Below are 23,257 nucleotides of genomic sequence, written 5' to 3'. Positions count from 1 at the left end.
CCCGTCCGAAAGTGATCATTTCTGTCCCGATTCTGACCGGATTCAGGCTCACGTGTCTGCGGCGGTGCGCAGCGCGGCCACGCCGGCGATGCGGTCGGCCCTCTCCCTCGACCCCGGGTCGTGGGTGGCGACGACGGTGACGCGCCCGTGCCGACGGGCCGTGACGGCGATCAGCTCGACGATCCCGGCCGCCCGCTCGCGGTCCACGGCGGCCGCGGGCTCGTCGACGAGCAGCAACTCCGGGGCGAGCAGCAGGGCCCGGGCGATCGCGATGCGCTGTCCCTCCCCGCCTCGACAGCTCGCCGGCGCGGTGCCGCAGCCGGTGCGCCGGACCGACAGCCACCGGCAGCTCCTCGGTGTGACCGGGCACGGTGCGCGGCGGTCGGCCGGCGACGTACGCGGCGGCGAGGAGCGGTTCGAGCGTTGTGAGGCCGCTCAGCAGGTTGCCGCTCTGCTGCCGCTCCGGAAGACATGTCCGGTGCGCTCGCGGGCGCGGCCGCGCCTGCCCGTCGACGGCGGCCGGGCGATCCCTTCCGCCGAGCAGTGCTTCGCCCGCGTCGGGCCGCGGCAGCGCCCGGCGACCGCGAGCAGGCCGGACGTGCCCGGAGAGGAGCGGGGCGCAGTCCCGCCGGCTGCGCGCAGGCCCACTGAGGAGCGGCGGCCTGCCCCGCGGCCCAGGGCCCGTGGGGCCGCCCCGCGGGCCCGCCCCTCAGGGCGCGAGGTACTGCCGGTTTCCCGGGCCCTCTACCGCTGGCGGCGGATCCTGGCGGCCACGTCGCTCTGCTCGGTCTCCCACCAGGGGCGCACCCGCTCGGGGGACGACTCCGCCGCCCGGGGCTGCGTACCGGCCGGCGGGGCGACGCGGGCGAGTTCCTCGTCCAGACGGCGGTCGAGGACGGCGTTCTGGACGCGCTCGGCGCGTGCCCACTGCACCAGGATCGCCAGCAGGAAGGGCAGCGCGACCAGTTCGGCGATGCTGAGCATCGCGCCGCCGCCGATCTGCTGGTCGTGGTGGACGTCCGGGGCCCAGGAGGGCGCGTGGTGCACGTACCAGGCCCCCGCGATGAGCGTGCCGTGGGTCATCACCACGACCCCCGGCACCGCGTCGACGATGCCGTCGAGGAACACGAGCCCGGCCCGCACCGGATGGGTGCACCAGGAGGGCAGCGCCTGCTCATGGGTGAGCACCGGTACGACGAAGAGACAGCCCGCCGCCAGCAGGTGCAGGTACATCAGCTCGTGCAGCCAGCCGATCCGCAGGGCGGTGGCGAAGTACGGCGTGAAGTAGACGACCAGCTCGGTGGCGAGCACCAGAGCGGTGGAGACCAGGGGAAAGGTGACCACGCGCACCACCCGGCCGGTGACGGCCCGCCGCACCCGCCGCGCCCCGGCCTCCGGCAGCGCCTCGACGGCGAGCCGCAGGGGGTCGCCCAGGGCCAGACCGAGGGGCGCGACCAGGTCGAGCAGGATGTTCTGTACCGCGGCGGGCCAGAACAGGACGTGGTCGTACACGGCGAGCGCCGACATCGTGGCCACCACCAGCCCACCCAGCCCGAGCAGCGCGAAGGCGGCGACCCGGGCGAGCGGCCAGGTACCGCCCTGCCGGCGCAGCCGCAGGACGCCCCAGCCGTACAGGGCGGCGAGGAGGGCCACCAGGAGCAGCGCGGGCACGTCGAGCTGCCACGACGACAGCAGCCGGCCCACGGTCGGCGCCGCCGGGCCCCCGGCCGGCAGATCGGTCACCGCGTCAGCAGTCATGCGCATCCTTCTCCTTCGGCCCCACAGGGGACGAGTCGGCTCAGACCCACTGCGGGACGGTATCCCCCGGCGGCCGCGCACCGGGCGGCGGGGGGCCGCCGGCCGGGGCCGGGCAGCGCGGTGCGGCTGCCCGCGCCCGCTGGGGCGGCGAGTGGGGCGAACACCGGCAGGAGTGGCCGCGCCGCTCCTGACCCGCGCGGTGTCGGGCGACCGCCCCTTCGCCCACCCGGCCGAGGCACCCGTGCGCGAGGGGCGGGGGCGCACGGGCCGCGGCGGTGAGCCCTGTACGCGCCTCCCGGTGCGGCAGCAGAATGCGCCGTGTCGTCGGTCACGTAGCCGGATGTCACGCAGCCCCTCGCCGGGGCTCCGGGAAAGCAGGTCGGTCGCCGTGATGCTGCATCTGCCCATGTCCGTGTCCGAAGCACAGCAGTGCCTGTCCGAAGGGGCGGTGCCCGTGGGCGGGGCGACCCTCGTGTGGGCCGCCTGGCAGCGGGACGGGTTTCCCGAGCGGGCCATGTCGCTGCGCAACGTGCCGGAGGCCAACGTCCTCGGGCGGCAGACGCTGGGCGCGGCCGTGGTGCTCAACCGTGTCGACGACCGCGTGCCCCAGGTACTGCGCCGGGCCGCGGCCGGTGTGGGGACCGGGGCAGTGCGCCGCACGGCGACGGTCGGGGGCAACCTCGTCGGCAGCACGCTGCGCTGCCTGCTGCCCGCGGCGCTCGTCCTCGACGCGCGGGCGACGGTGCTGGACGCGGACGGCGTCCACGAGAGCGACCTGGCCGAAGTCCTGGCCAAGCGCCATGTACTGCTCAGCCTCCGCTGGCGGGAGCCGGTCGCCAGTTCGTACCGCAAGCACTCAGGTGAGGCGGGCGGCCCGCCGCCGCTGGTCGTCGCCGCAGCCGTGCACGGCGGGGACACGCCCGGGGGCCACGGCGGGGACACGCCCGGGGGCCAGGGCGCGAACCGGCTCCGTGTCGCCGTACGCGACGGCTACGACGTGGTCAGCGGCAGCACCCCGTGCGGCACCGGCATCCAAGAGGCCCTGCACACCCTGCGTCACTCGGCGGTCGGCACGCTGCACGCCACGGCCTGGGAAGAGGTCAGCCGGCAGGTCACCGGCCTCCTGGCGCGGGTCGCGCCGTCGTCCCCGGGGACGACGGACAGCGGCACCACCTAGACCTCCCCCAGGCCCTGTCCCCGTCCGGGCCCTGTCCTCGCCGGCGGCCCCGGTCGGCGTGGTCGACGTACACATCGATGGCCGCGGCGAACGGACCGGGCACGAGCACCCGCTCGCCGGGACGGGCACCTCGCCGATGTCGTGCATGACGAACAGGACCGTCGCCCCCGCGCTCCAGCCACAGCCGCGCCCGCGGGGCGCTCGCGGCCCGCGCGCAAGGGGCCGACAGGCTCACGGAATACCCCTGGGGGTACTCATGTTACGGTGGTACACATACCCGGGGGGGTAATCCGTGAAGGGAACATCTCCGTGTTCTTCATCGACACCATTGAGCTCGAGGGCCTGGGCAACCGCCATTACCTGGCCGGCGGCAGGCAGACGGCCGTGGCGGTGGACCCGCCGCGCGACTTCGACCAGGTCCTGGCGGCGGCCGCCCGGCGGGGTGTACGGATCTCGCACGTGGTGGAGACCCACATCCACAACGACTACGTCACCGGTGGCCTTGAGCTGGCCCGGGTGACGGGTGCCGCCTACCTGGTGCCGGCCGGAGCGCGCGTGTCGTTCACACGTGTACCGGTGGCCGACGGCGACACCGTAGCCGTCGACGACGGGCTGGAGCTGCGGGCCGTGGCCACCCCGGGCCACACCCCGCACCACACCTCCTACGTGCTCCGGGAGGACGGGCAGCCGGTGGCCGCGTTCACCGGCGGTTCGCTGCTGATCGGCACCGTCGGCCGCCCCGACCTGGTCGAGCCCCGGCTGACCGAGCAGCTGGCCCGCGCCCAGCACGCCTCCGCGCACCGTCTGGCCGCGGAGCTGCCGGACGAGACGTCCGTCCTGCCCACCCACGGCTTCGGCAGCTTCTGCTCCTCGGCTCAGGCGGAGGGGGACGCCACGACGATCGGCAAGGAGAAGAGCTTCAACGCGGCGCTCACCACGGACGTGGACTCCTTCGTCGCCCGTCTGCTCGCGGAACTCGACGACGTGCCCGCCTACTACGCGCACATGGGGCCGGCCAACGCCGCCGGCCCCGCCCCGGTGGACCTGACCCCTCCAGCCGTCGCGGACGCCGGCGAGATCGCGGCACGGCTGGCGGCCGGCGAGTGGGTGGTGGACCTGCGCAACCGGGTCGCGTTCGCCGAGGGACACGTCGCCGGATCGTTCAACTTCGAGGCCGACGGCAAGATCGCCACCTACCTGGCCTGGATGATCCCGTGGGGCAAGCCCGTCACCCTGCTCGCCGAGTCCCCCGGGCAACTGGCCGCCGCCCAGCGCGAACTGGTCCGGGTCGGCATCGACCGGCCCGCCGCCGCCGCGACGGGCACGCCCGAGGAGTGGGTGCCCGAGGGCGGCCGACCCGCTTCCTTCCCCCGGTCCACGTTCTCGGCACTGGCCGGGCGCGGCACCGACGGGATCGTCGTCCTGGACGTGCGGCGCGACTCCGAACGGGTCACCGGGCACATCGAGGGCTCCGTTCACATTCCGATCCACGAGCTGCACAAGCGGCTGGGCGAGGTACCGGACGGCACCGTGTGGGTGCACTGCGCCGGTGGCATGCGCGCCGCGATCGCCGCCTCGCTGCTGGACGCCGCCGGCCGTGACGTGGTCGCCGTCGACGACGGCTTCGACGCCGCCACCGACGCCGGACTGACCGTGGTCACCGGCTGAACCGGACCGTTCGACCCACCCCCTACGACTTCTCGAGAGGTTGTGTGATGTTCCTCTTCCGTCGCGGCGGGGACCGCGTCACCGTCGACGAGGCCCACCGCCGGACCCAGGGCACCGACGCTGCGGCCGTCCTGCTGGACGTGCGCGAGCAGGCCGAGTGGAACGCCGGCCACGCACCCGGCGCCGTCCACGTGCCGCTGTCCCGCCTGGCGGCAGGAGCGGCACTTCCGAGCACGGTCCACGGACGCGCGCTGGTGGTGATCTGCCGCAGCGGGAACCGCTCACAGCGGGCCACCCAGCTGCTGGCCGAACGCGGCGCCGAGGCCGTGGACGTCAAGGGCGGCATGAACGCGTGGGCCGCCGCCGGACACCCGGTCGTCGACGAACGCGGGAACAGCGGCTCGATAGCATGACCGCTCTGCTCCTCGCGCTCGTCGCCGGTGCCGTGATCGGCCTGGCCCTGGGCGGCCTCGGCGGGGGCGGCAGCGTCCTCGCCGTTCCCGCCCTGATCTACCTGCTCCACTTCACCCCCGCACAAGCGACCACGGCCAGCCTGATCATCGTCACCCTCACCTCGGTCACGGCGCTGACCGGGCACGCCCGGGACGGCAACGTGGCCTGGCGCACCGGGCTGCTCTTCGCCGCGGCGGGCATCGTGCCCGCGATGATCGCCGGGGCCGTCGCCGGCCACCTGCCCGAGTCCATGCTGACCGTCGCCTTCGCCGTCATCGCGGCGCTCGCCGCCCTGCGGATGCTGCGCCCCCAGCGCACCGAGCCGTCCGGCCGGGTGAACCCGGGGAAGGCCGGCGCCGCGGGCGCCGGACTCGGCGCGGTGACCGGGTTCCTGGGCGTGGGAGGCGGCTTCCTCGCCGTCCCGGCCCTGGTGAGCGTGCTGAGCCTGCCCATGCGCCGGGCCGTCGGCACCAGCCTGCTGGTCATCACCATCAACTCGCTGGCCGCGCTCACCGCCCGGGCCGGCACCGGGACGCACCTGAACTGGGCGGTCATCGCGCCGTTCACCGCCGCGGCCGTCCTGGGCGCCTGGGACGGCAAACGCCTGTCGAAAAAGATCAAGGGAAAGACACTTCAGCGGATCTTCGCCTACGTGCTGCTCGCCGTCGCCACCTTCATGCTCGTCGACGTCCTCATGTGACGGGCTCGGCCGATCCCGTGCCACGGCCCCGGCCGATCACCCGGCTCGGCCCGTGGATCCCCGGGGATCCGCACTCCGACACCCCATCGGGTACGAACGCTCCCCTCCGCGGGGCACCATCGACACACTCAAGGAAGACATCCGACATGACCACCCCCACCACCATCGACCCCCGTCAGGCCCTCTCCCGCATTCACGAGCTGACCGTCATCGACGTCCGCACCCCGGGCGAGTACGCGGGCGGCCACCTGCCCGGTGCCCTCAACATCCCGCTCGACCAGCTCGACCGGGCCCTGCCCGACATCCGCGGCGCCGCCGAGCGCGGCGACGTCCTGGTCGTCTGCGCCTCCGGTGCCCGCTCAGAGAACGCCTGCCGCATCCTCGCCGAGAACGGCATCCACACCGCCACGCTCGCGGGAGGCACCGGCGCCTGGGCGGCGCAGGGCCACGACCTGCACCGCCCCGAGGGAGCCCCGAAGGCGAAGTGGGCCATGGAACGCCAGGTCCGCCTCACCGCCGGCTCCGTCGTCCTGCTCGGCCTGGCGCTGGGCGAGGTCGTCCACCCGGCCTTCCGGCTGCTGTCCGCCGGCATCGCCGGCGGCCTGGTCTTCTCCGCCGTGACCAACACCTGCGGCATGGCCGCCATGCTCGCCAAGCTGCCCCACAACCGGCCCCGCCAGGCCGACCTGGACGCGACGCTGGCGCGCCTGCGCGGCAACTGACGGAAGTCCGTCCGGGCGGGCACAGGAACGGCGCCTCCAGGGCCGGTGCCCGGCCGGCCTCCCGTCCGGGAACCGGCGAATCCCGAAATACCCCTTAGGGTATTTGACGGGCCTCTCGCAGTGGCCGTACGCTCCCCGGCAGGAAACCCCGCGGGGTATTCGAGCGGCCACCGGGACGGCGCCTCCGACCGGTCGGCCCGGGCCTCCCCCGACCCGGGCCGACCACCCACTCCCCGCTCCTGGTGCTGCGGCCGGGAACGGCGGCCGGGCACCCGTCAGGTGAAGATGATCTGCCCTCCGGCCGCGTGCTCGTAGAACTCGCCGACCGTGATGATGCCCTGGACCTGCTCGACGAGGTCGTCCTTGCCCAGTTCGAAGAGGTCCACCGACGCCTTGCAGGCGTAGATGCCCGCACCCGCGTCGGAGATCATCTCGATGAACTCGGGGACGGGCGGGATGTCGAGCCGGTCCATCCTGCGCTCCATGTACCGGGTGAGCAGACCGGGGACACCCGGCAGGCCGCCCAGCAGCGTCGGCAGATGCAGCCCGGGATTGCCGACGGTGGCGAGCTTGATGTGTTCCCACCGCTTCTTCGTGATCGCGTCCAGCCCGAAGAAGGTGAAGAACAGATCGGCCTCGATGCCCTCGGCACGGGCGCCGTTGGCCATGATCAGGGCCGGGTAGATCCCTTCCAGGGATCCCTTGGAGACGATGACCGAGACCTTCTCGATCGTGGCGGTGCCGCCCATGGCAGACCCCCTCCTTCAGATGCAGCCGCGCGGCTTGGGAATCCCGGCGATCTTCGCGGCGGTCTTCGCCGGTCCCTTGGGGAAGAGCTGGTAGAGCTCCTTGACGCTCACTCCGGAGGTCTTGCCGAGCACGCGGACGGTGGGGCCGGTGCCCGTGGCCTCGTATGCGCTGCGCATGAAGCGGATGACCGTCCAGTGCCGGTCGGTCAGCGTCTCGATGCCGGCCTCCCGGGCGATCTGCTCGGCCATGGGCTCGGTCCACCGGTCGGGCTCGGTGAAGAAGCCCTCGTCGTCGACGGGGACGGCGCGGTCGTCGTAGGTGACGACGGGCATGACGGTTCTCCTCTCGTTCAGGCCCGGGCGGGGCGCTTGCCGTGCTCGGGCATGGCCGAGCCGATGCCGGGCAGTTCATGGCCCGGCAGCAGGCTGTGCCAGTACAGCCACTCGAAGGCGAGCTTGCCGAGGTGGTTGGCGCGGGACTCCTTCAGCAACGGCAGGCCGACGGCGCCCGGGAAGTGGCCGGGCAGCGGCTCGGTGCCGTAGTTGAAGTCGATGAGCAGGGCCTTGTGGAAGCCGGTCTCGACGAAACAGTTGGTGTGCCCGTCGAAGGATGCCTCCAGAGGCTGCCCGGCGATGAAGCGGCCGATGTTGTGCACCAGCGTCGCGCCCTCGAAGTGCGCCACCGAGCCCGCCTTGGACGCCGGCAGCCCCGCCGCGTCACCGATCGCGAACACCTCGGGGCGGTCGGGGTGCTGGAGGGTGTGGGGGTCCACGGGGACGAAGCCGAGTTCGTCGCCCAGGCCCGGGGAGCGGCCGACATAGGGGGCACCGCCGTGCAGCGGCACGACCACGGCCAGGTCGAAGGGCACCTCGCGCTCGTCGTACGACACCAGCCTGCCGCCCGCGCCGTCCACCTCGCCGAGCGTGAACTCGGTGACCGGCTCGATGCCCTTCCTCGCCAGCAGGCCGCCCAGCGCCTCGGCGGCGACCGGCTTGGTGAAGGCCGCGTCCAGCGGGGTGACGTACGTCAGCTCGACGCGGTCGCGGATGCCGCGCCGCCGGAAGTACCAGTCGGCGAGGAAGGCGAACTCCAGCGGCGCGACAGGGCACTTGACCGGCAGGTCGGCCACGTCCACCACCACACGGCCGCCCTCGAAGCGCTCCAGGGCCCCGCGCAGCCCCACCGCGCCGGGCAGGTCGTAGAAGGTGAAGACCCTCTCGCCCCAGCCGGGCCCGGTCAGCCCCTCGGTCTCCTCCGGCAGCAGCGCGGCGCCGGTGGCGACCACGAGGACGTCGTAGGTCACCCAGCCGCCGACCGTGAAGTGCACGGTCCGCGTGTCCAGGTCGACCCGGTCGACGCGGGCCCGTTTGTAGTCGATTCCGCGGTGGAGCCGGCGCGGCCTGGAGCGGACCAGCCGGCGCGGCCGGGCCAGGCCGAAGGGCACGAACAGCAGCCCCGGCTGGTAGAGGTGGTCGTCGTCCTGGTCGATCACGGTGATGCGGCACCCGCGCTCGTCGTGCGCGCGGCGCAGGCGGTTGGCCGCCGACGTACCGGCGGTGCCGCCGCCGAGGATCACGATGTGTTTGCCCATGCCTCCACTCTCGTGCGGCAACCGGGCCGGGATCAGGGGCCGGTGGTCCCTCACCGGGTACCCACCGGGGTATGTCGCCGAAAAGGGCCCTCCCGGGCCGCACCCCGCGCGGCCGGGCATTCCCGGGGCGCCCTCCGAGCGGGCTGCGGAGTTGTGTTCGGCGAAAGAGGTGATCCTTTGATGGTCGACACCGTCCCGAATTGGGGCGTATGATACCCGCAGGGGTATCTTCTGGGAGTGACCGTGGAACTGGAACTCGCGGGTCCGGACCTGAGGGCCGTGCTGAACCGGCTGCGCCGCGCACAGGGCCAGATCGCCGGAGTGATCCGGATGATCGAGGAGGGGCGCGACTGCGAGGACGTCGTCATCCAGCTCGCCGCCGCCTCGCGCGCACTGGACCGGGCCGGCTTCGCGATCATCGCCACGGGGCTGCAGCAGTGCATGACGGACATCGAGTCGGGCCGCGACAACGGCGAGACCGGCGAGCAGATGCGCGCCCGGCTGGAGAAGCTGTTCCTTTCGCTGGCCTGACGCCGCGCACGACGGATCACCCCTGGGTACGCTTGACCGGGCAGGAGAGTACCCCTGGGGGTATTCCCCGGGCCAGAAGTGCCCGGGGAACAGCTCCCGGGTACCTCGCTCCCACCGGGACACCCGTCCCGCTCCCGCGCGAGCCGACCGGAAGGACCACCCCCCATGCGCTACGACCGCACCGTGCACCTCGACACCGACTTCGTCACCTCCGTCGCCCGCACCCGCGAGGCCCTTGCCGCCCAGGGCTTCGGCGTCCTCACCGAGATCGACGTCACCGCCACCCTCAAGGCCAAGCTCGACCACGACATGGAGGACTACGTCATCCTCGGCGCCTGCAACCCCTCGCTCGCCCACCGCGCCCTCGACACGGACCGCTCCATCGGCCTGCTGCTCCCCTGCAACGTCGTCGTCCGCGCCGACGGCGACGGCACCGCCGTACAGGTCCTCGACCCGAACACGATGGTCGCGCTCACCGAGCTCGACGCCCTGCGGCCGGTCGCCGAGGAGGCCACCCGCCGCCTCGACGCCGCCCTCGCCTCGCTCACCGCGACGGCCGCCGGCTCGGACGGCTGACCGGGCCGGCGTCGGCCCGAGCGCCCGCGCGCAGCGTCACGGCGGCCGGGCGGAGTTCCTGGACGACCATGGCGCTCAGCTCCGCGGGAGTGACCCCGGCCAGGCTCCCGCGCACGGTCCGGCCGGGTGCCGCGTCGATCGGCGCGAGGGACGGTACGGCGAGCACCGGGCATCCGGCCGCCTCGGCCGAGCTGACGCCCGTCTGCGTGTCCTCCACCGCCACGCAGGACGCCGGGTCGACACCGAGGACACCGCAGGCGGCGAGGTAGGGATCGGGGGCGGGCTTGGTCCGGGCCGTGTCGTCCGCGGTGACGGAGACCGCGAAACGTCCCCGGCCCAGGGCGTCCAGCACGGTGTCGGCGACCGTGCGGGGGGATGCGGTGACCAGGGCGGTGGGAATGCCGTCGCGGGCGAGGGCGCCGAGCAGGTCCAGTGCCCCGGGGCGCGGGACGACGCCGGTGCGGACGCGGTCGGTGAACTCCCGGTGCAGCGCGGCGGCGAGCTCCGTGGCCGGTCTGCCCACCGCCGTCGCCAGCCATGCGGCGGTGTGCTCGACCGGTCGGCCGAGCACCTCCGGGTGGTCCGCCTCCGTCAGGGGCCGGCCGGTGACGCGTTCCACCGCCTCCCACCACAGCCGCTCGGTGTCGACGAGCGTGCCGTCCATGTCGAACAGGACGGCCTGGAGGTGGCGTCGGGTCACGGTTCTCTCTCTCGTGGAAGTGGGGGGGGGAGGTGATGCTTCATGCGTGCGGGCAGGTGATGCGGGTTCAGCTCGCACGGTCGGCGACCAGCACCGGCCGAGGGGGCAGCGACACGCTCACCGGGGTGCCGTGTCCGAGCCCGGCGGCGTCATGTGCGGGCAGGTCGGCCTTGACCGCGGTGCCGTCGGCGAGGCGGACGGTGATCCGGATCGACGCGCCCAGGAAGGCGGCGGCCACGACCCGCGCCCCGCTCGCCGCATCGGCCCGTACCTGTACGGCCTCGGGCCGCACCAGCACGTCCACGTCGGCCGCGGCAGGCGTGTCGCCGTCGATCGGCAGCCGCTGCCCCAGCACCTCCACCGAGCCGCCCCGCACCAGGCCTGGAATCCGGCTCGTCGTACCGACGAACTCGGCGACGAAGGCGGTGGCGGGCCGGCCGTACAACTCGGCCGGAGCGGCACACTGTTCGAGCCGCCCGGCACGCATGACCGCGACCCGGTCGGCGATCGACAGGGCCTCCTCCTGGTCGTGTGTGACGAAGAGGGTGGTGATCCCGAGTTCCTGCTGGAGCCTGCGGATCTCCTCCCGCAGCGTCAGCCGCACCTTGGCGTCCAGGGCCGACAGCGGTTCGTCGAGCAGGAGGACGCGCGGGCGCAGGGCGAGGGCGCGGGCCAGGGCGATGCGCTGCTGCTGGCCGCCGGAGAGCTGGTGCGGGAACCGTTCGCGCTTGTCGGCGAGACCGATCAGATCCAGCAGTTCGGTGGCACGGGCACGGCGTTCGGCCGAACGGACCTTGCGCATCCGCAGCCCGAAGGCCACGTTCTCCAGCGCGGTCAGGTGCGGGAAGAGGCTGTAGGACTGGAAGACCATTCCGGCGTCGCGACGGTGGGCCGGAACGCCGGTCACGTCGACGCCGTCGACCAGGACCTCGCCGGAGTCGGGGTGCTCGAACCCGGCGAGCATGCGCAGGGCCGTGGTCTTGCCGCAGCCGGAGGGGCCGAGCAGGGCCAGGAACTCGCCCGGCCGCACGGAGAGGTCGAGTCCGTCGAGGGCCGCAGTGGCTCCGAACTGCCGGCGCAGTCCGCGGAGTTCCACGGTGGCGGCCTGCCGCGTGGGGGCGGCCTTTTCAACGGTGGTGGCTGTCATGGTTCATCCCCGGGACGAAGCGGTTCGGGTGCGCCCGCCGGCACCGGCGAGCGCGAGGAGCAGTGCCCAGGTGACGAGCAGACTGAGCACGGAGACGGCGACGGACAGCTGGGCCTGCGATCCACCGACGCTGTAGATCCACACGGCGAACGGGCGGAAGCCCAGCAACTGGGCCACCGTGAACTCGCCGAGGACCAGCGCCAGGGTGAGGAGGGCGGCGTTCAGCAGTGCCCCGCGCAGATTGGGCAGCACGGCCCGCACGAGGGCCTGCGGCCAGGACGCCCCGCAGCTGCGGGCAGCCTCGACGAGGGTGCGCACGTCGAGCGCGCGCAGCCCGGAGTCCAGCGCCCGGTACACGAACGGCAGCGCCATCACCACGTAGGCGAGGACGAGCACGAACGGGAAGCCCGGGTTCTGGATCGCCACGAACGTCTGGAACAGCGGCGTGCGGGAGAGGTGGTCCGGACCCCACCTGAGCACGGTCGCGATACCGGCGACGAACGCGATCGGCGGCACCACCAGCGGCAGCGAGCACACCACCTCCACCACCGGCCGCAGCCGGGGCGCCCCGAGCCGCAACGCGACCGCGGCCGGCACCGTCACCAGCAGGACGAGGGCGATGGTGGCGGCGGCGAGCTCCAGCGACAGCAGCAGGCTGGAGCCGAAGCCGTCGCTGGAGACGATCTGCGTGTAGGCGTCGAAGGTGACGCCCTGCCCGGGCACGTCGGCCGTGAAGACCACGGACGCGGCCAGCGGGACGAGGAAGTACAGGGCGGCGAGGGCGAGCACCGCCCACCGCCACGCGTTCAGGCGAGCCATCGCGCACTCCGTCGTTGCAGGGGCAGGTACACGGCCATGACCAGACCCGCCACGAGGACCATGTCGAGGCTGAGCGCGAGCGCCACGTTCTCCTGGCCGACCAGCACGTTGCCGGAGAGGGCGTCGGCGATCTGCAGCGTGACCAGCGGCACCGCGCTGCCCACCATCGCGGCGGCGGTGGCGTACGCGGCGAAGGCGCTGCCGAAGAGCAGCACCAGCCCGCCGAACAGGGACGGCGCGAGCACCGGCAGGGCGACGTGCCGCCAGTACTGCACGGCGGTGGCGCCGTTGTTCTGCGCCGCCTCGCGCCACTGCGAGCGCAGGCCCTCCAGCGCCGGGGTGATGGTCAGGACCATCAGCGGGATCAGGAAGTACAGGTAGACGATCACCAGGCCCCAGAAGCCGTACAGGTCCCAGCCCTTGGCCGTCAGGCCCAGGTGCCGGGTCAGCACTCCGGCGTTGCCGAGGGTGGCGACGAAGGCGAAGGCCAGTGGGACGCCGCCGAAGTTGGCGAGCACACCGGAGGCGGTGAGCACGGCCTCGCGCAGCGCACGGGAGCGGGAGGTCACCACGGCCTGCGCGAGCGGCAGACCGAGCACGGCCCCCAGACCGGCCGAGACCGCGGACAGCTTGACGCTGCCGGTCAGGGCGGTCAGATACGCGCCCTGCAGGGAGGCCGTCAGATTCCCGGTGCCGTACGAAGTGGCGCCCGTGGCCTGGTCCTTGACGGTGAAGGCCCCGTCGAGCACGGCCAGGACGGGCAGCCCGAAGGCGAGCGCGGTCAGGACGAGCAACGGGAGGACGGCGACGAGCCGGCCGGGGGCGCGGCGCCGGCGCTTCACCGAAGCGACGGGCGCCACGTCCGCCCGTGGGATGGCGGCGGTCATCCGGAGACGGCCTTCCCCCAGCCCTGCGCGATGACCGTCTTGGCCTTGCTCTGCTGGGCCTCGGTGGGGAAGGAGGGCGTACCGTCGGCCTTCGGCAGCCTGGCGGCGGCGGCCGTGTCGAGCGTGCCGGCCTTCTCCAGGGCGGCCATCAGGGCCGGGCGGGCGTGGCCCTTGAGCCACAGGTTCTGGCCCTCGGCGCTGTAGAGGTACTCCTGCCACAGGCGGGCGGCGGCCGGGTGCGGGGCTTCCTTGTTGATCGCCTGGGAGTAGTACTGGGAGAACCTGCCGTCGCCCGGCACCACGACCTTCCAGTCCACGCCCTTGGACTTGAACTCGTCGGCGTACCCGGCGTTGAGGTAGTCCCAGTCGATGCTGATCGGCGTCTCGCCCTTCTCGACGGTGGCCGGGGTGGACTCGACGGGGGTGTAGTTGCCGTTCTTCTTCAGCTTCGCGAAGAAGTCGAGGCCGGGCTGGACGTCGTCGAAGGAGCCGCCGGCCGCGAGCGCGGCGGCGTAGACACCGCCGAAGGCGGAGCCGGACTTGGTGGGGTTGCCGTTGAGGGCGACCTGACCCTTGTACTGCGGCTTGAGCAGGTCCTTGAAGGTGGCCGGGCACTGCTTGACGCGCCTCGCGTCGCAGCCGATGGAGATGTAGCCACCGTAGTCGTTGTACCAGCGCGCCCGCGGGTCCTTCTGGGAGGCGGGGATACCGGCGTAGGAGGCGACCTTGTAGGGGGCGAGCAGTCCCTGCCGGGCGGCGCTGAGCGCGAAGGAGCTGCCGAGGTCCAGCACGTCGGGGGCGCGGTCCTGGCCCTTGCGGGACGTGACGGCGTTGATCTCGTCCTGGCTGGTGCCGTCCGGGTTCTCCACCTCGACCCTGATGCCGTACTTCTTGTGGAAACCGTCGATGAGGTCGCCGTAGTTGGCCCAGTCGCGGGGCAGCGCGATGGCGTGCAGCGTGCCCTCCTTCCTGGCCGCGGCCACCAGCTTCGGCAGCCCGCCGAAGCCCGCCGCCGACGTGGCGGTGGCGGCGCTCTTGCCGTCGGCGGTGCCCGACGCGTTGTCGGGGGCGGCGCCGCAGGCGCTCAGGGCGAGCGCGGCGACGACGGCGAGGGAGCCGCCCAGGACGGCTGTTCTCGGCAGGGACACGGTCACGGTCTCTCCAGGGGTGCACACGAGGGTTGAGGCAGTGCGGAGAACTTGTCTGAACAAGTTGGCTTCAGTACGCCCGCCGCCGATGTCCTTTCCATGAACACCGGCGAAACCCCGACCGCCATTCGCCTGCACAATCCCGACCGACACGGATCACCGCGGGAACTCGCATATTCTGCTTACGCTGTGCACATTCGCCGACTCGGAGGGGAAGCATGACGGCGCGACACGAGGAGATCGCCGATGCGCTGCGGCGGGCCATCGATCGCGAGGAGTACACGGTCGGCAGCCGGCTTCCCTCCGAGACGGAACTCGCCGGCCACTATGGCGTCTCGCGCGGCACGGTCCGCCAGGCGGTCGCGGCCCTCACCTCCGAGGGACTCATCGGCTCCCGCCAGGGCGCCCGCCGCGTGGTGCTGGCGAGCCGGCGCAGCCAGAGCTTCGCCGAGCTGCGCAGCTTCGCCCAGTGGGCGCGGGCGATGGGACGGGAGGCGACCGGGCGCGTGGTGGCCCAGGAGTACCGCCCGGCCACCCGCGAGGATGCCGTGCGGCTCCAGCTGCCGGCCGGGACGGATGTGTTGCACGTGCTGCGGGTGCGTGGCCTGGACGGCGAGCCGGTGCTGCTGGAGCGGACGGTGTACGCCGACTGGATCGCCCCCGCCGTCGAGGCGATCGAGCCCGGCTGTCCGTCGGTCACCCAGCGGCTCTACGAGGACACCGGCCTGGTCTTCGCCTACGGCGAGCACGTCATCGACGCGGTGGCGGCGGGCGCCCGGGACGCCGGACTGCTCGGCGTCCGCCGCACCAGTCCGCTGCTGCGGGTCCGGCGGGTGACCAGCACCCACGAGGGGCGCCCGGTGGAGTGGTCGGACGACCGCTACCGTTCCGACGCCGTGAGCTTCAGCGTGCGCAACTCGACCGGGCACAACGCCCTGACGCGCAAGACGGCCGGCTGAGACGGGCGTGGGCGATCACGCGCGCCGGCCGCGCGTGGGCGAGCGCCGGACACGAGGGGCCGCCGCCGGGTTCCGGCTGCGTGGGGGCGGCCCCGTGCACCTTCCTGCCCCGCCTTCGCGCTCGCCGGGCTCACCTGACGTACGCGAGCCTGCTGACCCACTGGGACAGCGTGAGCGAGGCGGCCCGCGACCCGCGCGCAGAGCCCCGCCCGCACGGGCGTTGCCGCGGCGGAAGCCCGGCCGGACCGGCCATGTTCGGCTGCCGGCCGCGGCCGGTGCCGTCGGCCAGGGCGGCGCGGAGGGCGGACAGGTGTGCGGCCACGGCCGCGAGGCAGTCGTGCTCGTCCCGGCACGCGGAACAGCCTGCCAGGTGGGCGGTCACCGCGTCGGTCTCATCGGGCGCGAGGACGTTCAGTGCGTGTCCGGCCAGCAGATCATGGACCGTGCGGCATTCCTGGGGGGAGGTGAGCATCTCAGGGTGTCCCTTCTGCGCTGGGGTGCAGGGCGCGTGATGGGCCCGTCGCCGCGGAATTCGGGCGGGGCGTGGGCGGTGCGCCACTGAACAGGGCGGAACCCCCGTTCCTGACCCAGCTTGGCCCAGGAACGGCCCCTCGCGCGTCGTCCCTGTGCAGCGATTCCCGGGTACTGCGGTCGCAGTACCCGGCAGCCCGGCCTACGGCTGGAACAGGCGCGCTACCCCGTCGCGCCGCCGCTCACACCTGCCGCCGAGGGGCCACCCGCACCCGGCTCGGCCGCCGGGCTGACCAGACCGCACTGGTATGCGATGACCACGAGCTGGGCCCGGTCGCGGGCCGCCAGCTTGGCCATCGCCCGGTTCACATGGGTCTTGGCAGTCAGCGGGCTCACGAACAGACGTTCCGCGATCTCGTCGTTCGACAGGCCCAGCGCGACGAGCAGCATCACATCGCGTTCCCGGGGCGTCAGACAGGCCAGCCGATCGTGCACGACCGTCGGACACGGTTCCGGCTGCGCGAGGAACCGGGCTATCAGTGCCCGGGTGGCCCGGGGAGACAGCAGCGACTCACCCGCGGCCACCGTGCGGACGGCGTCGAGCAGTTCCTCGGGCCGCGCACCCTTGCCGAGGAAGCCGCTGGCGCCGGCGCGCAGCGCCTCGGCGACGTACTCGTCGTCCTCGAACGTGGTCAGGATGAGGACTCTCACTCCGGCCAGATCCTCGGCCTCGGTGATCAACCGGGTGGCGACGAGGCCGTCCATCTCGGGCATCCGGATGTCCATCAGGATCACGTCCGGATGCCGGGCGCGGGCCAGTTCCACGGCCTCGCGGCCGTTGGACGCCTCGCCCACGGTCTCCATCCCCTTGGTCGAATCGAACAACATTTTGAATGTGCCCCGCAGCAGGGCCTGGTCATCGGCGAGCAGTACTCGGATGGTCATGCCCGTCTCTCCTCGACGGTCTGTCCCCCATCGGGCCGTCCGCCGCGGCACCGGGCCGCAGCGGCAGTTCGGCGGTCACCGTGAAGCCGCCCCCGGGACGTGGTTGCGCCTTCAGTGTTCCGCCGACGCTGGCGGCCCGCTCGCGCATCCCGATCAGCCCGTGGCCGGTTCCCGGCTGAGGCTCGCGCGGCTCCACGTGCCCGTCGTCCTCGACCGTGATGGTCAGCCACTGAGGGCGGTAGTCCAGGTACAGACGGGCGTGGTCCGCCCCGGTGTGCTTGCGCACATTGGTCAGGGCTTCCTGGACGATGCGGTACGCGGCCAGTTCCACGGCCGGCGCCGGCGCCTGCGCGGCCCCGCGCACGGTGTGCTTGACGACGAGGCCGGCGCGCTCGAACGACGCCAGAAGGGCGGGCACCTGCGCGAGGCCCGGAATCGGGTCCCGTGGCGCCTCCGGATCATCGGACTGCCGTAACAGGCTCACGGTCATCCGCAGTTCGTCGAGGGCCGACCGGCTGGTCTCCCGGATGTCCTTCAACGCGCCGAGGATCTGCTCCGGCCGCTGCTCCACCAGGTGGACGGCTACGCCGGCCTGGGCGTTGATCAAGGCGATGTGGTGGGTGACCACGTCGTGCAGTTCACGGGCGATCCGGACGCGCTCCGCCGCCACACGCTGCCGTGCCTCCTGCTCGCGGGTCCGCTCCGCGTGCTCGGCCCGCTCCTCCACGGCCGCCACGTAGGCGCGACGCGATCGCACCCCGTCCCCCACCGCCGCGGGCAGCGCCGTCCAGGCCAGCATCGCCGCGTTGTCCGGGGACAGCCAGGATCCCGGGTCGGCCACCAGGGCCGCCCCGACGAGCACGGCGGCCGAGACCGACGCCGTGGTCCAGGCGGTGCGCCGGTCCGTTCCCGCGGCCACGCTGTAGACGGAAACGATGACGGGGCTGGTCACGAGAGGACTCTCCCGGAATCCGAGCAGCTGGAACGCCGCCCCGCAGCCGACCGCGACCGCCAGTACGCCGAACGGGCGGTGCCGGCGCCACAGCAACGCGGTGCAGCCGATCGCGGCGAGTACGAGGCCGGACCACCGCAAGTCGAACTCGCGCTCGTGCGGGACCACGGAGGCGGCCACGACCGACAGCACGAAGAGCACGGCCGACCCCAGCACGTCGAGCCTGCCGATGCGCGCCCGCGCCCCGTGCCGCCTGCCGCTGATCGCTGCCATGGCACCACCGTAGGGTCCCTGCGCGCACACCGCTGGCCGCGCGGCGGCGCGTCATCCGGGCGGAGATCCGGCATCGGGCCGGCCCGGTCACCCGTGCTCCGGGCGTCGCGAGCCGGTGAACCTTGCCGATCGCAGCACTAGCGGCCGGTCCGCTCAACCGCTGCCGGGCGCACGGCCTGCACATACGTCAGCCACGGGCGTACGTCGCCGCCGCCCCGTACCTCGAAGCCCGCGTCACGGATGAGACCGTCGAGCAGGTCGACGCGGTTGTGCGCCATGGCGTCGCCGGCCCCACCGTGCACCAGGCGGCGGCCGACGGCGCTCTTTGGCGGCCGGAACTCGACGACGAGCAGGCGTCCCCCGGGCCGCAGTACCCGGCACATCTCGCACAGCGCCGCGGGCCGGAGCTCCTGCGGCAGATGGTGGAGCATCAGGCTGGTGACCACGGTGTCGAAGGAGGCGTCCGGCAGGTCGAGGTCCTCCGCGACGCCCTCCCGATAGGTGCACGGGGCGCTGCCGCGGGCGGTGCTCCTGCGCCGGGCGTAGGCGAGGACGGGCGGTGACGGGTCCACTCCGGTCACCGTCCCGGCCGGCCCGACCCGCGCGGCCATGCGCCGCGTCAGGTAGCCGGTGCCGCAGCCGACGTCCAGGACCCGGTCCCCCGCCCCGGCTCCGCTGAGCTCGGCGAGACGGGTGAAGGCCCGGCCGCGGCGGCCGGCGAAGCAGAGTGCGCCGCAGAGCTCGTAGGCGCGAGGGGTTCCGATGGTGACGCCGGGCGTGTCCGGGTGGGGTTTGCCCTGCATGAGGTGTCCGAGGGGTGGCATGACCGGCCTTCCTCCATAACTTAGTCACGACTAAGTGCGTTTCCAACTTAGTCACGACTAAGAAAACTGGCAAGGGCCGGCATACGATGTCGGGTGTGACCGAGTCCCGCCCCCGCACCCGGACCCGCCTCCCGGCCGCCGAACGTCGCGCGTCGATCCTCGTGGCGGCCACCGAGGTGTTCTCCGAGGTCGGCTACCAGCGCGGGAAGGTCTCCGAGATCGCCCGGCGCGTCGGCGTCACCGAGCCGGTCGTCTTCCAGAACTTCGGTTCGAAGTCCGCGCTCTACCAGGCGGCACTGGAGCACGCCATCGGTGATGTGTCCGCGCTGCTGGGCCGGGCGGCCGACTCCGGGCGCCCCGTTCCCGAACTGCTCGCGGCCTTCCTCGACCCCGCCCACATGGACCGCTTCCACCAGCCCGGCTCGCACGGATTCCTCTTCGCCGACGCGACCGCCCTGGCCCACGATCCGGCTCTCGGCGAGGCCCTCCGCCAGGTCCACCAGCACTTCGCCCGCGCGCTGGCCGACCTGCTCAGGCGCGGTCAGGGCGCCGGTGACATCCGTGACGATCTCGATCCGCACAGCGCCGCGTGGTGGCTCGTCTCACTCCTGGCGGGCCGTTCCTTCCGTGCGGCGGTCGTTCCGGACCGCGACAGGGTGGAGGCCGAGCTGACGGCCCTGGCACTGCAGTCATTGCTGCCCGGCAGACGTGAGCAGCCGGACGGCCCCTGACCGGCCCTCCGCGATCCGCAGACGGTCACCTTGCCGACGGCCCGCCCGCCGGATCCCCGGCGGACCGTGGCTATGTGCTGCCGCCGTGCTCCCGCATCTGGATGAAGCGGCCGTGCCAGGTGTGGTACCACACCTCGCCGGTGGTGGCGTTCACCGAGAGCATGCCGACGACGTGCCCGCCGCGCAGGGTGTGGAGGGTGTAGTAGCCCGGGAACCGGTCGGGTTCGGCGGCGTGCAGCCCGGGTTGGTGCTCGCTCAGCCAGCGGTCGGCGATCCGCACGGCCTGATCGGGCCGGACGGCCGGGGCACCGCTCTGGCGGGGGGCGCGCATCATGCCGTAGGCGGTGTTCCACATCATGGCCGGGCCGAACTCCACCCGGACAGCGCCGCCGGCCGGGTCGACGAGGACTTCCGTGGCCCGGCTGCCGTTCGGGGCGAGGAGTTCGGCGTAGTAGCCGTTGCTGAACTGCATGACCTCGCCGACGTGCAGGTTCCAGCGGGTGGCGAAGCGAGCGGCTGCGCGGTCGGCGTCCGCCATGCTGTGCACCGGCCCCTCGCGGGAGACGACACCCATCGCCCCGCGCCCGGCAGGCCCTGAGCGGCTGCCCGCGACCCACACGAACGAGGCGATCAGCGCGGCCACCGCGGCGACCAGCACGGCCAGTGGAAACCAGCGGCCCTTCAGCCCGCTCACCGCTGCCTCGGCTTGTGGGCAGCGAGGCGTTCGCGTGCTTCTGTGTAGGCCTCCGCGTCGATCTCACCGGAGGCGAAGCGGCGGTCGAGGATCTCCTCCGGCGACTCCCATGATGTCGACCGCTCGCGTCCCGGGCTGCTGTCATGGCCGCCGGGACGCTGCGTGAGGCGGACCACCGCCCACACGGCGAGGCCGATCAACGCGATCCACACCAGTGGCATGAAGGCCATCCAGGCCCAGCCACCGCCGTTCCAGTACATCATCGCGGTCACCTCCCAAGAGGGTTCCCTTCCACTGTCCGTGCGGACGGTGAAAGAGGACCAGGGACCTTCGGTCCCCGTGCCGAGTCGTCCGGTACCTTCGTCCGGCACCTTCGGGCGGCGAGCCGATCGTTCCGGCGCGCGGATGCGATCGCCCGCGCCGCCGGCCTGCCGGGGCGCCGCCGAGGTCAGGTCCGCGGATGGGTTTCGTACATGCGCACCGCCACGAGCAGGCCGGAGACCGCGGTCAGGGCGGCGACGGCCCAGATGGCGGTGGTCAGGCCGTAGGCGTCGGCGAGGAGGCCGGACAGCAGGGCGCCGACGGCGAAGCCGACGTCACGCCACAGCCGGTAGACGCCGACCGCACGGGCCCGCCAGGCGGGGTGCGCGACGTCACCGATCACCGCGAGCAGGGTCGGGTAGACCAGGGCGGTGCCGACGCCCAGCAGGATCTGGGCGGTTGCCCACACGCCGAAGGTGGTGCCGAGGGCCACCAGGGCGATGGCCGCCGCCTGGAGCAGCATGCCTGCGGTGATGAGGTGCTTGCGGCCGGCGCGGTCGGACCACCAGCCGGTGAGCAGCTGGCCGAAGCCCCACACCGCGGGATAGAGGGCGCCGAGGATGCCGATGCGGGCGACGGACAGGCCGTGGGCGGCGAAGAGAAGAGGGAAGATGCCCCAGGCGAGGGCATCGTTGAGGTTGTTGACCAGGCCGGCCTGGCTGGCGGCGGACAGGGCCCTGTCCCGGGCACTCGTGATCCACGCGATCCGGCCGGTGGTCAGGTCCTCGTGGTGGTCCGGGCGGGCCGGAGCGTGGCTCGCGGCCTCCAGCCGGGCGTGGTCACGGGTCTCGCGGACGGCCAGGGTGGACATGCCCAGTCCGAGGGCGGCGTAGGCGATGCCGAGGAAGAACGGCTCCGGACGCAGTCCGGCATGGGAGGCGATGACGCCGGTTGCCATGGCGGTGGCGGCGAGGGCGACGTAGCCGGCGGCCTCGTTGAAGCCCATCGCCAGGCCGCGCCGCGCCGGGCCGACCAGGTCGATCTTCATGATGACCGTGGTGGACCAGGTCAGCCCCTGGTTGACGCCGAGCAGCACGTTGGCCGCGACGACCCAGCCCCAGGCCGGTGCCCAGATCAGCAGCAGCGGCACGGGCACGGCGATCAGCCAGCCCGCCACCAGGACGGGCTTGCGGCCGTGGCGGTCGGAGAGGGTACCGGCGAAGAAGTTGGTGATCGCCTTGGTGGCGCCGAAGGCGACGATGTAGGTGAGTGCGGCGGTGTAGGCGGAGATGTGGAAGACGTTGCCGGCCAGGAGGGGCAGGACGACACGTTCCTGGCCGAGCATGCCGCCGACCAGCGCGTTGACGGCGACGAGCAGGGTGAACTGGGCGAGGTTGGCACGCAGTCCGAGCCGTATCGGGTTGCCCGCTGCGGTCGCGGTGGTCACGCGCCCTCCTCGAGGAAGCGGCCGGTGGCCCTGGCCCAGTCGTCCGGTCCGCCGGCCAGGACGGCGACATCCTCGCGCCCGGCGCACCGCAGGAGGCTGGCCGCCGTCATGGCACGCTCGCCGTGTCCGCAGTGCACGACGGCGCGGGCGGGTGCCTCGCCGGCCCGCACGGGCAGGTCGCCGAGTTCGATGCCGACGGCGCCGGGGATGTGGCCGGCGGCGAAGTCGGCGATGGGACGGACGTCCGTCGGCCGAGCTCCCCTGCTCAGGAGCCGACGCACCTCGGTGGCCGTGAGCGCCGGGAGTTCGGGCTCGGACGCGAGGATCCCGGGGCCACGCCGGTTGGCCTCGGCGAGCCGGTCGAAGTACGCGGGAAAGGAGCCGAGGCTGCCCAGCAGACGCCGCACGAAGGCTTCCTCGTCAGGTGCGGCGAGCAGCGGGTTGGAGTGCCTCTGGGCGCCGATGGTCGTGGTGCGTTCCGCGCCGGGCGGGGCGGAACAGAAGGAACCGGCACCGTGAGTCGGCCAGACGGCCACCTGGTCGGGCAGCTGCGCCATGCGCCGCAGCGAGCGGTATTGGGCGCGGGCCAGTTCCTCGGCCCGGTCGGCCCCGAACAGATCGGTGCGGGCGGCCGAGCCGACGATCAGGGAACCGCCGGTGAAGACCCCGAGCTCCCGTACGCCGTCCAGGAGCAGGAAGGACGTGTGCTCGTCGGTGTGGCCAGGGGTCGCGAGCGCCCGCAGGGTCAGCCCGCCCAGGTCGATCTCGTCGCCGTCGGCAAGGCCGTCGTGCGGGAAGGCGCGGCCTCCGGCGGCGGAGGCGAGGACGGTCGCGCCGTCGTCGTGCGCGAGTTGGGCGGCGCCGGAGAGGAAGTCCGCGTGCAGGTGGGTGTCGGCCGCGAACGCGACCCGCAGCCCTCGCCGCTCCGCGGCGGTCCGCAGGGCGCGCACGTCCCGGCTCGCGTCCACGGCCAGGGCGCGGCCGTCACCGAGGTCGACGAGGTAGGCGCTGTTGCCCAGCCCGGTGTCGACGAGCGGTGTCAGGTGATCGTCGGCAAAGCCCACGGGGTCCTC

The 23,257-nt window shown here is 73.1% G+C and carries 26 protein-coding genes and 1 pseudogene; 9 read left to right on the top strand and 18 right to left on the bottom strand.

Annotated features, from left to right (window positions below):
* Nucleotides 1–48: 48 nt before the first annotated feature.
* Together ACH4UM_RS13700 and ACH4UM_RS13695 are read right to left on the bottom strand one after the other, a co-directional pair.
* The gene (locus ACH4UM_RS13700) at nucleotides 49–339 is read right to left on the bottom strand and encodes an ATP-binding cassette domain-containing protein (protein ID WP_398177695.1); all 291 of its coding nucleotides are present in this window, start codon (nucleotides 337–339) and stop codon (nucleotides 49–51) included.
* A 405-nt stretch (nucleotides 340–744) separates the two neighbouring features.
* On the bottom strand, nucleotides 745–1,764 hold the full coding sequence (locus ACH4UM_RS13695; protein ID WP_398177472.1) for a cytochrome c oxidase assembly protein: 1,020 nt from the start codon (nucleotides 1,762–1,764) through the stop codon (nucleotides 745–747).
* Between the two features lie 382 nt (nucleotides 1,765–2,146).
* On the opposite strand from ACH4UM_RS13695, the gene ACH4UM_RS13690 reads away from it, so the two are divergent.
* The 5 genes from ACH4UM_RS13690 (at nucleotide 2,147) to ACH4UM_RS13670 (ending at nucleotide 6,478) form a co-directional block, all read left to right on the top strand.
* Nucleotides 2,147–2,935, top strand: coding sequence for an FAD binding domain-containing protein (locus ACH4UM_RS13690; RefSeq protein ID WP_398177692.1), 789 nt, complete (start codon nucleotides 2,147–2,149; stop codon nucleotides 2,933–2,935).
* Between the two features lie 309 nt (nucleotides 2,936–3,244).
* Entirely contained in the window at nucleotides 3,245–4,603 is a 1,359-nt protein-coding gene (locus ACH4UM_RS13685; RefSeq protein ID WP_398177469.1) for a rhodanese-like domain-containing protein, read from the top strand.
* A 47-nt stretch (nucleotides 4,604–4,650) separates the two neighbouring features.
* On the top strand, nucleotides 4,651–5,016 hold the full coding sequence (locus tag ACH4UM_RS13680) for a rhodanese-like domain-containing protein (protein ID WP_398177466.1): 366 nt from the start codon (nucleotides 4,651–4,653) through the stop codon (nucleotides 5,014–5,016).
* On the top strand, nucleotides 5,013–5,756 hold the full coding sequence (locus tag ACH4UM_RS13675; protein WP_398177463.1) for a sulfite exporter TauE/SafE family protein: 744 nt from the start codon (nucleotides 5,013–5,015) through the stop codon (nucleotides 5,754–5,756). Before ACH4UM_RS13680 ends, ACH4UM_RS13675 begins: the two co-directional genes overlap by 4 nt.
* Nucleotides 5,757–5,902: 146 nt before the next feature.
* Complete coding sequence (locus ACH4UM_RS13670) at nucleotides 5,903–6,478, top strand: rhodanese-like domain-containing protein (RefSeq protein ID WP_398177460.1); 576 nt, start codon at nucleotides 5,903–5,905, stop codon at nucleotides 6,476–6,478.
* 275 nt (nucleotides 6,479–6,753) lie between these two features.
* On the opposite strand, the gene ACH4UM_RS13665 is transcribed toward ACH4UM_RS13670, so the two are convergent.
* From ACH4UM_RS13665 to ACH4UM_RS13655, 3 genes are read right to left on the bottom strand one after another with little or no spacing between them, the layout of a single operon-like run.
* The gene (locus ACH4UM_RS13665) at nucleotides 6,754–7,227 is read right to left on the bottom strand and encodes a DsrE/DsrF/DrsH-like family protein (RefSeq protein ID WP_398177457.1); all 474 of its coding nucleotides are present in this window, start codon (nucleotides 7,225–7,227) and stop codon (nucleotides 6,754–6,756) included.
* Nucleotides 7,228–7,242: 15 nt separating this feature from the next.
* Entirely contained in the window at nucleotides 7,243–7,560 is a 318-nt protein-coding gene (locus ACH4UM_RS13660; RefSeq protein WP_398177454.1) for a TusE/DsrC/DsvC family sulfur relay protein, read from the bottom strand.
* Nucleotides 7,561–7,577: 17 nt separating this feature from the next.
* Nucleotides 7,578–8,819: an NAD(P)/FAD-dependent oxidoreductase gene (locus tag ACH4UM_RS13655; protein WP_398177451.1), complete on the bottom strand. Its 1,242-nt coding sequence runs from the start codon at nucleotides 8,817–8,819 to the stop codon at nucleotides 7,578–7,580.
* Between the two features lie 243 nt (nucleotides 8,820–9,062).
* On the opposite strand from ACH4UM_RS13655, the gene ACH4UM_RS13650 reads away from it, so the two are divergent.
* Together ACH4UM_RS13650 and ACH4UM_RS13645 are read left to right on the top strand one after the other, a co-directional pair.
* Entirely contained in the window at nucleotides 9,063–9,350 is a 288-nt protein-coding gene (locus ACH4UM_RS13650; RefSeq protein ID WP_398177690.1) for a metal-sensitive transcriptional regulator, read from the top strand.
* A gap of 165 nt (nucleotides 9,351–9,515) precedes the next feature.
* Nucleotides 9,516–9,926 carry a DUF302 domain-containing protein gene (locus ACH4UM_RS13645; protein ID WP_398177448.1) on the top strand — a complete coding sequence of 137 codons (411 nt, stop codon included), beginning with the start codon at nucleotides 9,516–9,518 and terminating at the stop codon, nucleotides 9,924–9,926.
* A gap of 49 nt (nucleotides 9,927–9,975) precedes the next feature.
* Here ACH4UM_RS13645 and ACH4UM_RS13640 read toward each other — a convergent pair.
* From ACH4UM_RS13640 to ACH4UM_RS13620, 5 genes and pseudogenes are all read right to left on the bottom strand, one after another.
* Nucleotides 9,976–10,626 (bottom strand): annotated as a pseudogene (locus tag ACH4UM_RS13640) (HAD family hydrolase); the annotation flags it as partial.
* A 67-nt stretch (nucleotides 10,627–10,693) separates the two neighbouring features.
* Nucleotides 10,694–11,773, bottom strand: coding sequence for an ABC transporter ATP-binding protein (locus tag ACH4UM_RS13635; protein WP_398177447.1), 1,080 nt, complete (start codon nucleotides 11,771–11,773; stop codon nucleotides 10,694–10,696).
* Between the two features lie 3 nt (nucleotides 11,774–11,776).
* Nucleotides 11,777–12,592: an ABC transporter permease gene (locus tag ACH4UM_RS13630; RefSeq protein ID WP_398177444.1), complete on the bottom strand. Its 816-nt coding sequence runs from the start codon at nucleotides 12,590–12,592 to the stop codon at nucleotides 11,777–11,779.
* The gene (locus tag ACH4UM_RS13625) at nucleotides 12,580–13,479 is read right to left on the bottom strand and encodes an ABC transporter permease (protein WP_398177442.1); all 900 of its coding nucleotides are present in this window, start codon (nucleotides 13,477–13,479) and stop codon (nucleotides 12,580–12,582) included. Before ACH4UM_RS13625 ends, ACH4UM_RS13630 begins: the two co-directional genes overlap by 13 nt.
* Nucleotides 13,476–14,633: an ABC transporter substrate-binding protein gene (locus tag ACH4UM_RS13620; RefSeq protein WP_398177439.1), complete on the bottom strand. Its 1,158-nt coding sequence runs from the start codon at nucleotides 14,631–14,633 to the stop codon at nucleotides 13,476–13,478. Before ACH4UM_RS13620 ends, ACH4UM_RS13625 begins: the two co-directional genes overlap by 4 nt.
* 212 nt (nucleotides 14,634–14,845) lie before the next feature.
* Between ACH4UM_RS13620 and ACH4UM_RS13615 the strand changes: the two genes are divergently transcribed.
* Nucleotides 14,846–15,586: a GntR family transcriptional regulator gene (locus ACH4UM_RS13615; protein WP_398177436.1), complete on the top strand. Its 741-nt coding sequence runs from the start codon at nucleotides 14,846–14,848 to the stop codon at nucleotides 15,584–15,586.
* Nucleotides 15,587–15,716: 130 nt separating this feature from the next.
* On the opposite strand, the gene ACH4UM_RS13610 is transcribed toward ACH4UM_RS13615, so the two are convergent.
* The 4 genes from ACH4UM_RS13610 to ACH4UM_RS13595 form a co-directional block, all read right to left on the bottom strand.
* The gene (locus tag ACH4UM_RS13610; protein WP_398177433.1) at nucleotides 15,717–16,058 is read right to left on the bottom strand and encodes a zf-HC2 domain-containing protein; all 342 of its coding nucleotides are present in this window, start codon (nucleotides 16,056–16,058) and stop codon (nucleotides 15,717–15,719) included.
* 221 nt (nucleotides 16,059–16,279) lie between these two features.
* On the bottom strand, nucleotides 16,280–17,002 hold the full coding sequence (locus tag ACH4UM_RS13605) for a response regulator (RefSeq protein ID WP_398177431.1): 723 nt from the start codon (nucleotides 17,000–17,002) through the stop codon (nucleotides 16,280–16,282).
* Nucleotides 16,974–18,227, bottom strand: a complete 1,254-nt coding sequence (locus ACH4UM_RS13600) for a sensor histidine kinase (protein WP_398177428.1) — start codon at nucleotides 18,225–18,227, stop codon at nucleotides 16,974–16,976. Before ACH4UM_RS13600 ends, ACH4UM_RS13605 begins: the two co-directional genes overlap by 29 nt.
* A 137-nt stretch (nucleotides 18,228–18,364) precedes the next feature.
* Entirely contained in the window at nucleotides 18,365–19,051 is a 687-nt protein-coding gene (locus ACH4UM_RS13595; protein WP_398177425.1) for a class I SAM-dependent methyltransferase, read from the bottom strand.
* 95 nt (nucleotides 19,052–19,146) lie between these two features.
* Here ACH4UM_RS13595 and ACH4UM_RS13590 point away from each other — a divergent pair, with 95 nt between their 5' ends.
* Complete coding sequence (locus tag ACH4UM_RS13590) at nucleotides 19,147–19,782, top strand: TetR/AcrR family transcriptional regulator (protein ID WP_398177422.1); 636 nt, start codon at nucleotides 19,147–19,149, stop codon at nucleotides 19,780–19,782.
* Nucleotides 19,783–19,852: 70 nt separating this feature from the next.
* Here ACH4UM_RS13590 and ACH4UM_RS13585 read toward each other — a convergent pair whose 3' ends face one another.
* The 4 genes from ACH4UM_RS13585 to ACH4UM_RS13570 form a co-directional block, all read right to left on the bottom strand.
* Nucleotides 19,853–20,476, bottom strand: a complete 624-nt coding sequence (locus tag ACH4UM_RS13585) for a hypothetical protein (protein WP_398177419.1) — start codon at nucleotides 20,474–20,476, stop codon at nucleotides 19,853–19,855.
* Entirely contained in the window at nucleotides 20,473–20,748 is a 276-nt protein-coding gene (locus ACH4UM_RS13580; RefSeq protein WP_398177417.1) for an SHOCT domain-containing protein, read from the bottom strand. The genes ACH4UM_RS13585 and ACH4UM_RS13580 overlap by 4 nt, the downstream gene beginning before the upstream one ends.
* A 176-nt stretch (nucleotides 20,749–20,924) precedes the next feature.
* Nucleotides 20,925–22,184, bottom strand: coding sequence for an MFS transporter (locus ACH4UM_RS13575; protein WP_398177414.1), 1,260 nt, complete (start codon nucleotides 22,182–22,184; stop codon nucleotides 20,925–20,927).
* Nucleotides 22,181–23,248: a rhodanese-like domain-containing protein gene (locus tag ACH4UM_RS13570; protein WP_398177411.1), complete on the bottom strand. Its 1,068-nt coding sequence runs from the start codon at nucleotides 23,246–23,248 to the stop codon at nucleotides 22,181–22,183. The genes ACH4UM_RS13575 and ACH4UM_RS13570 overlap by 4 nt, the downstream gene beginning before the upstream one ends.
* Nucleotides 23,249–23,257 lie beyond the last annotated feature (9 nt).

The sequence above is a fragment of the Streptomyces sp. NPDC020801 genome (assembly GCF_044334385.1).
Taxonomy (GTDB): Bacteria; Actinomycetota; Actinomycetes; order Streptomycetales; family Streptomycetaceae; genus Streptomyces.
The sequence above is the reverse complement of the archived record's forward strand: the minus strand, read 5'-3'. Positions and strand labels throughout refer to the sequence as shown.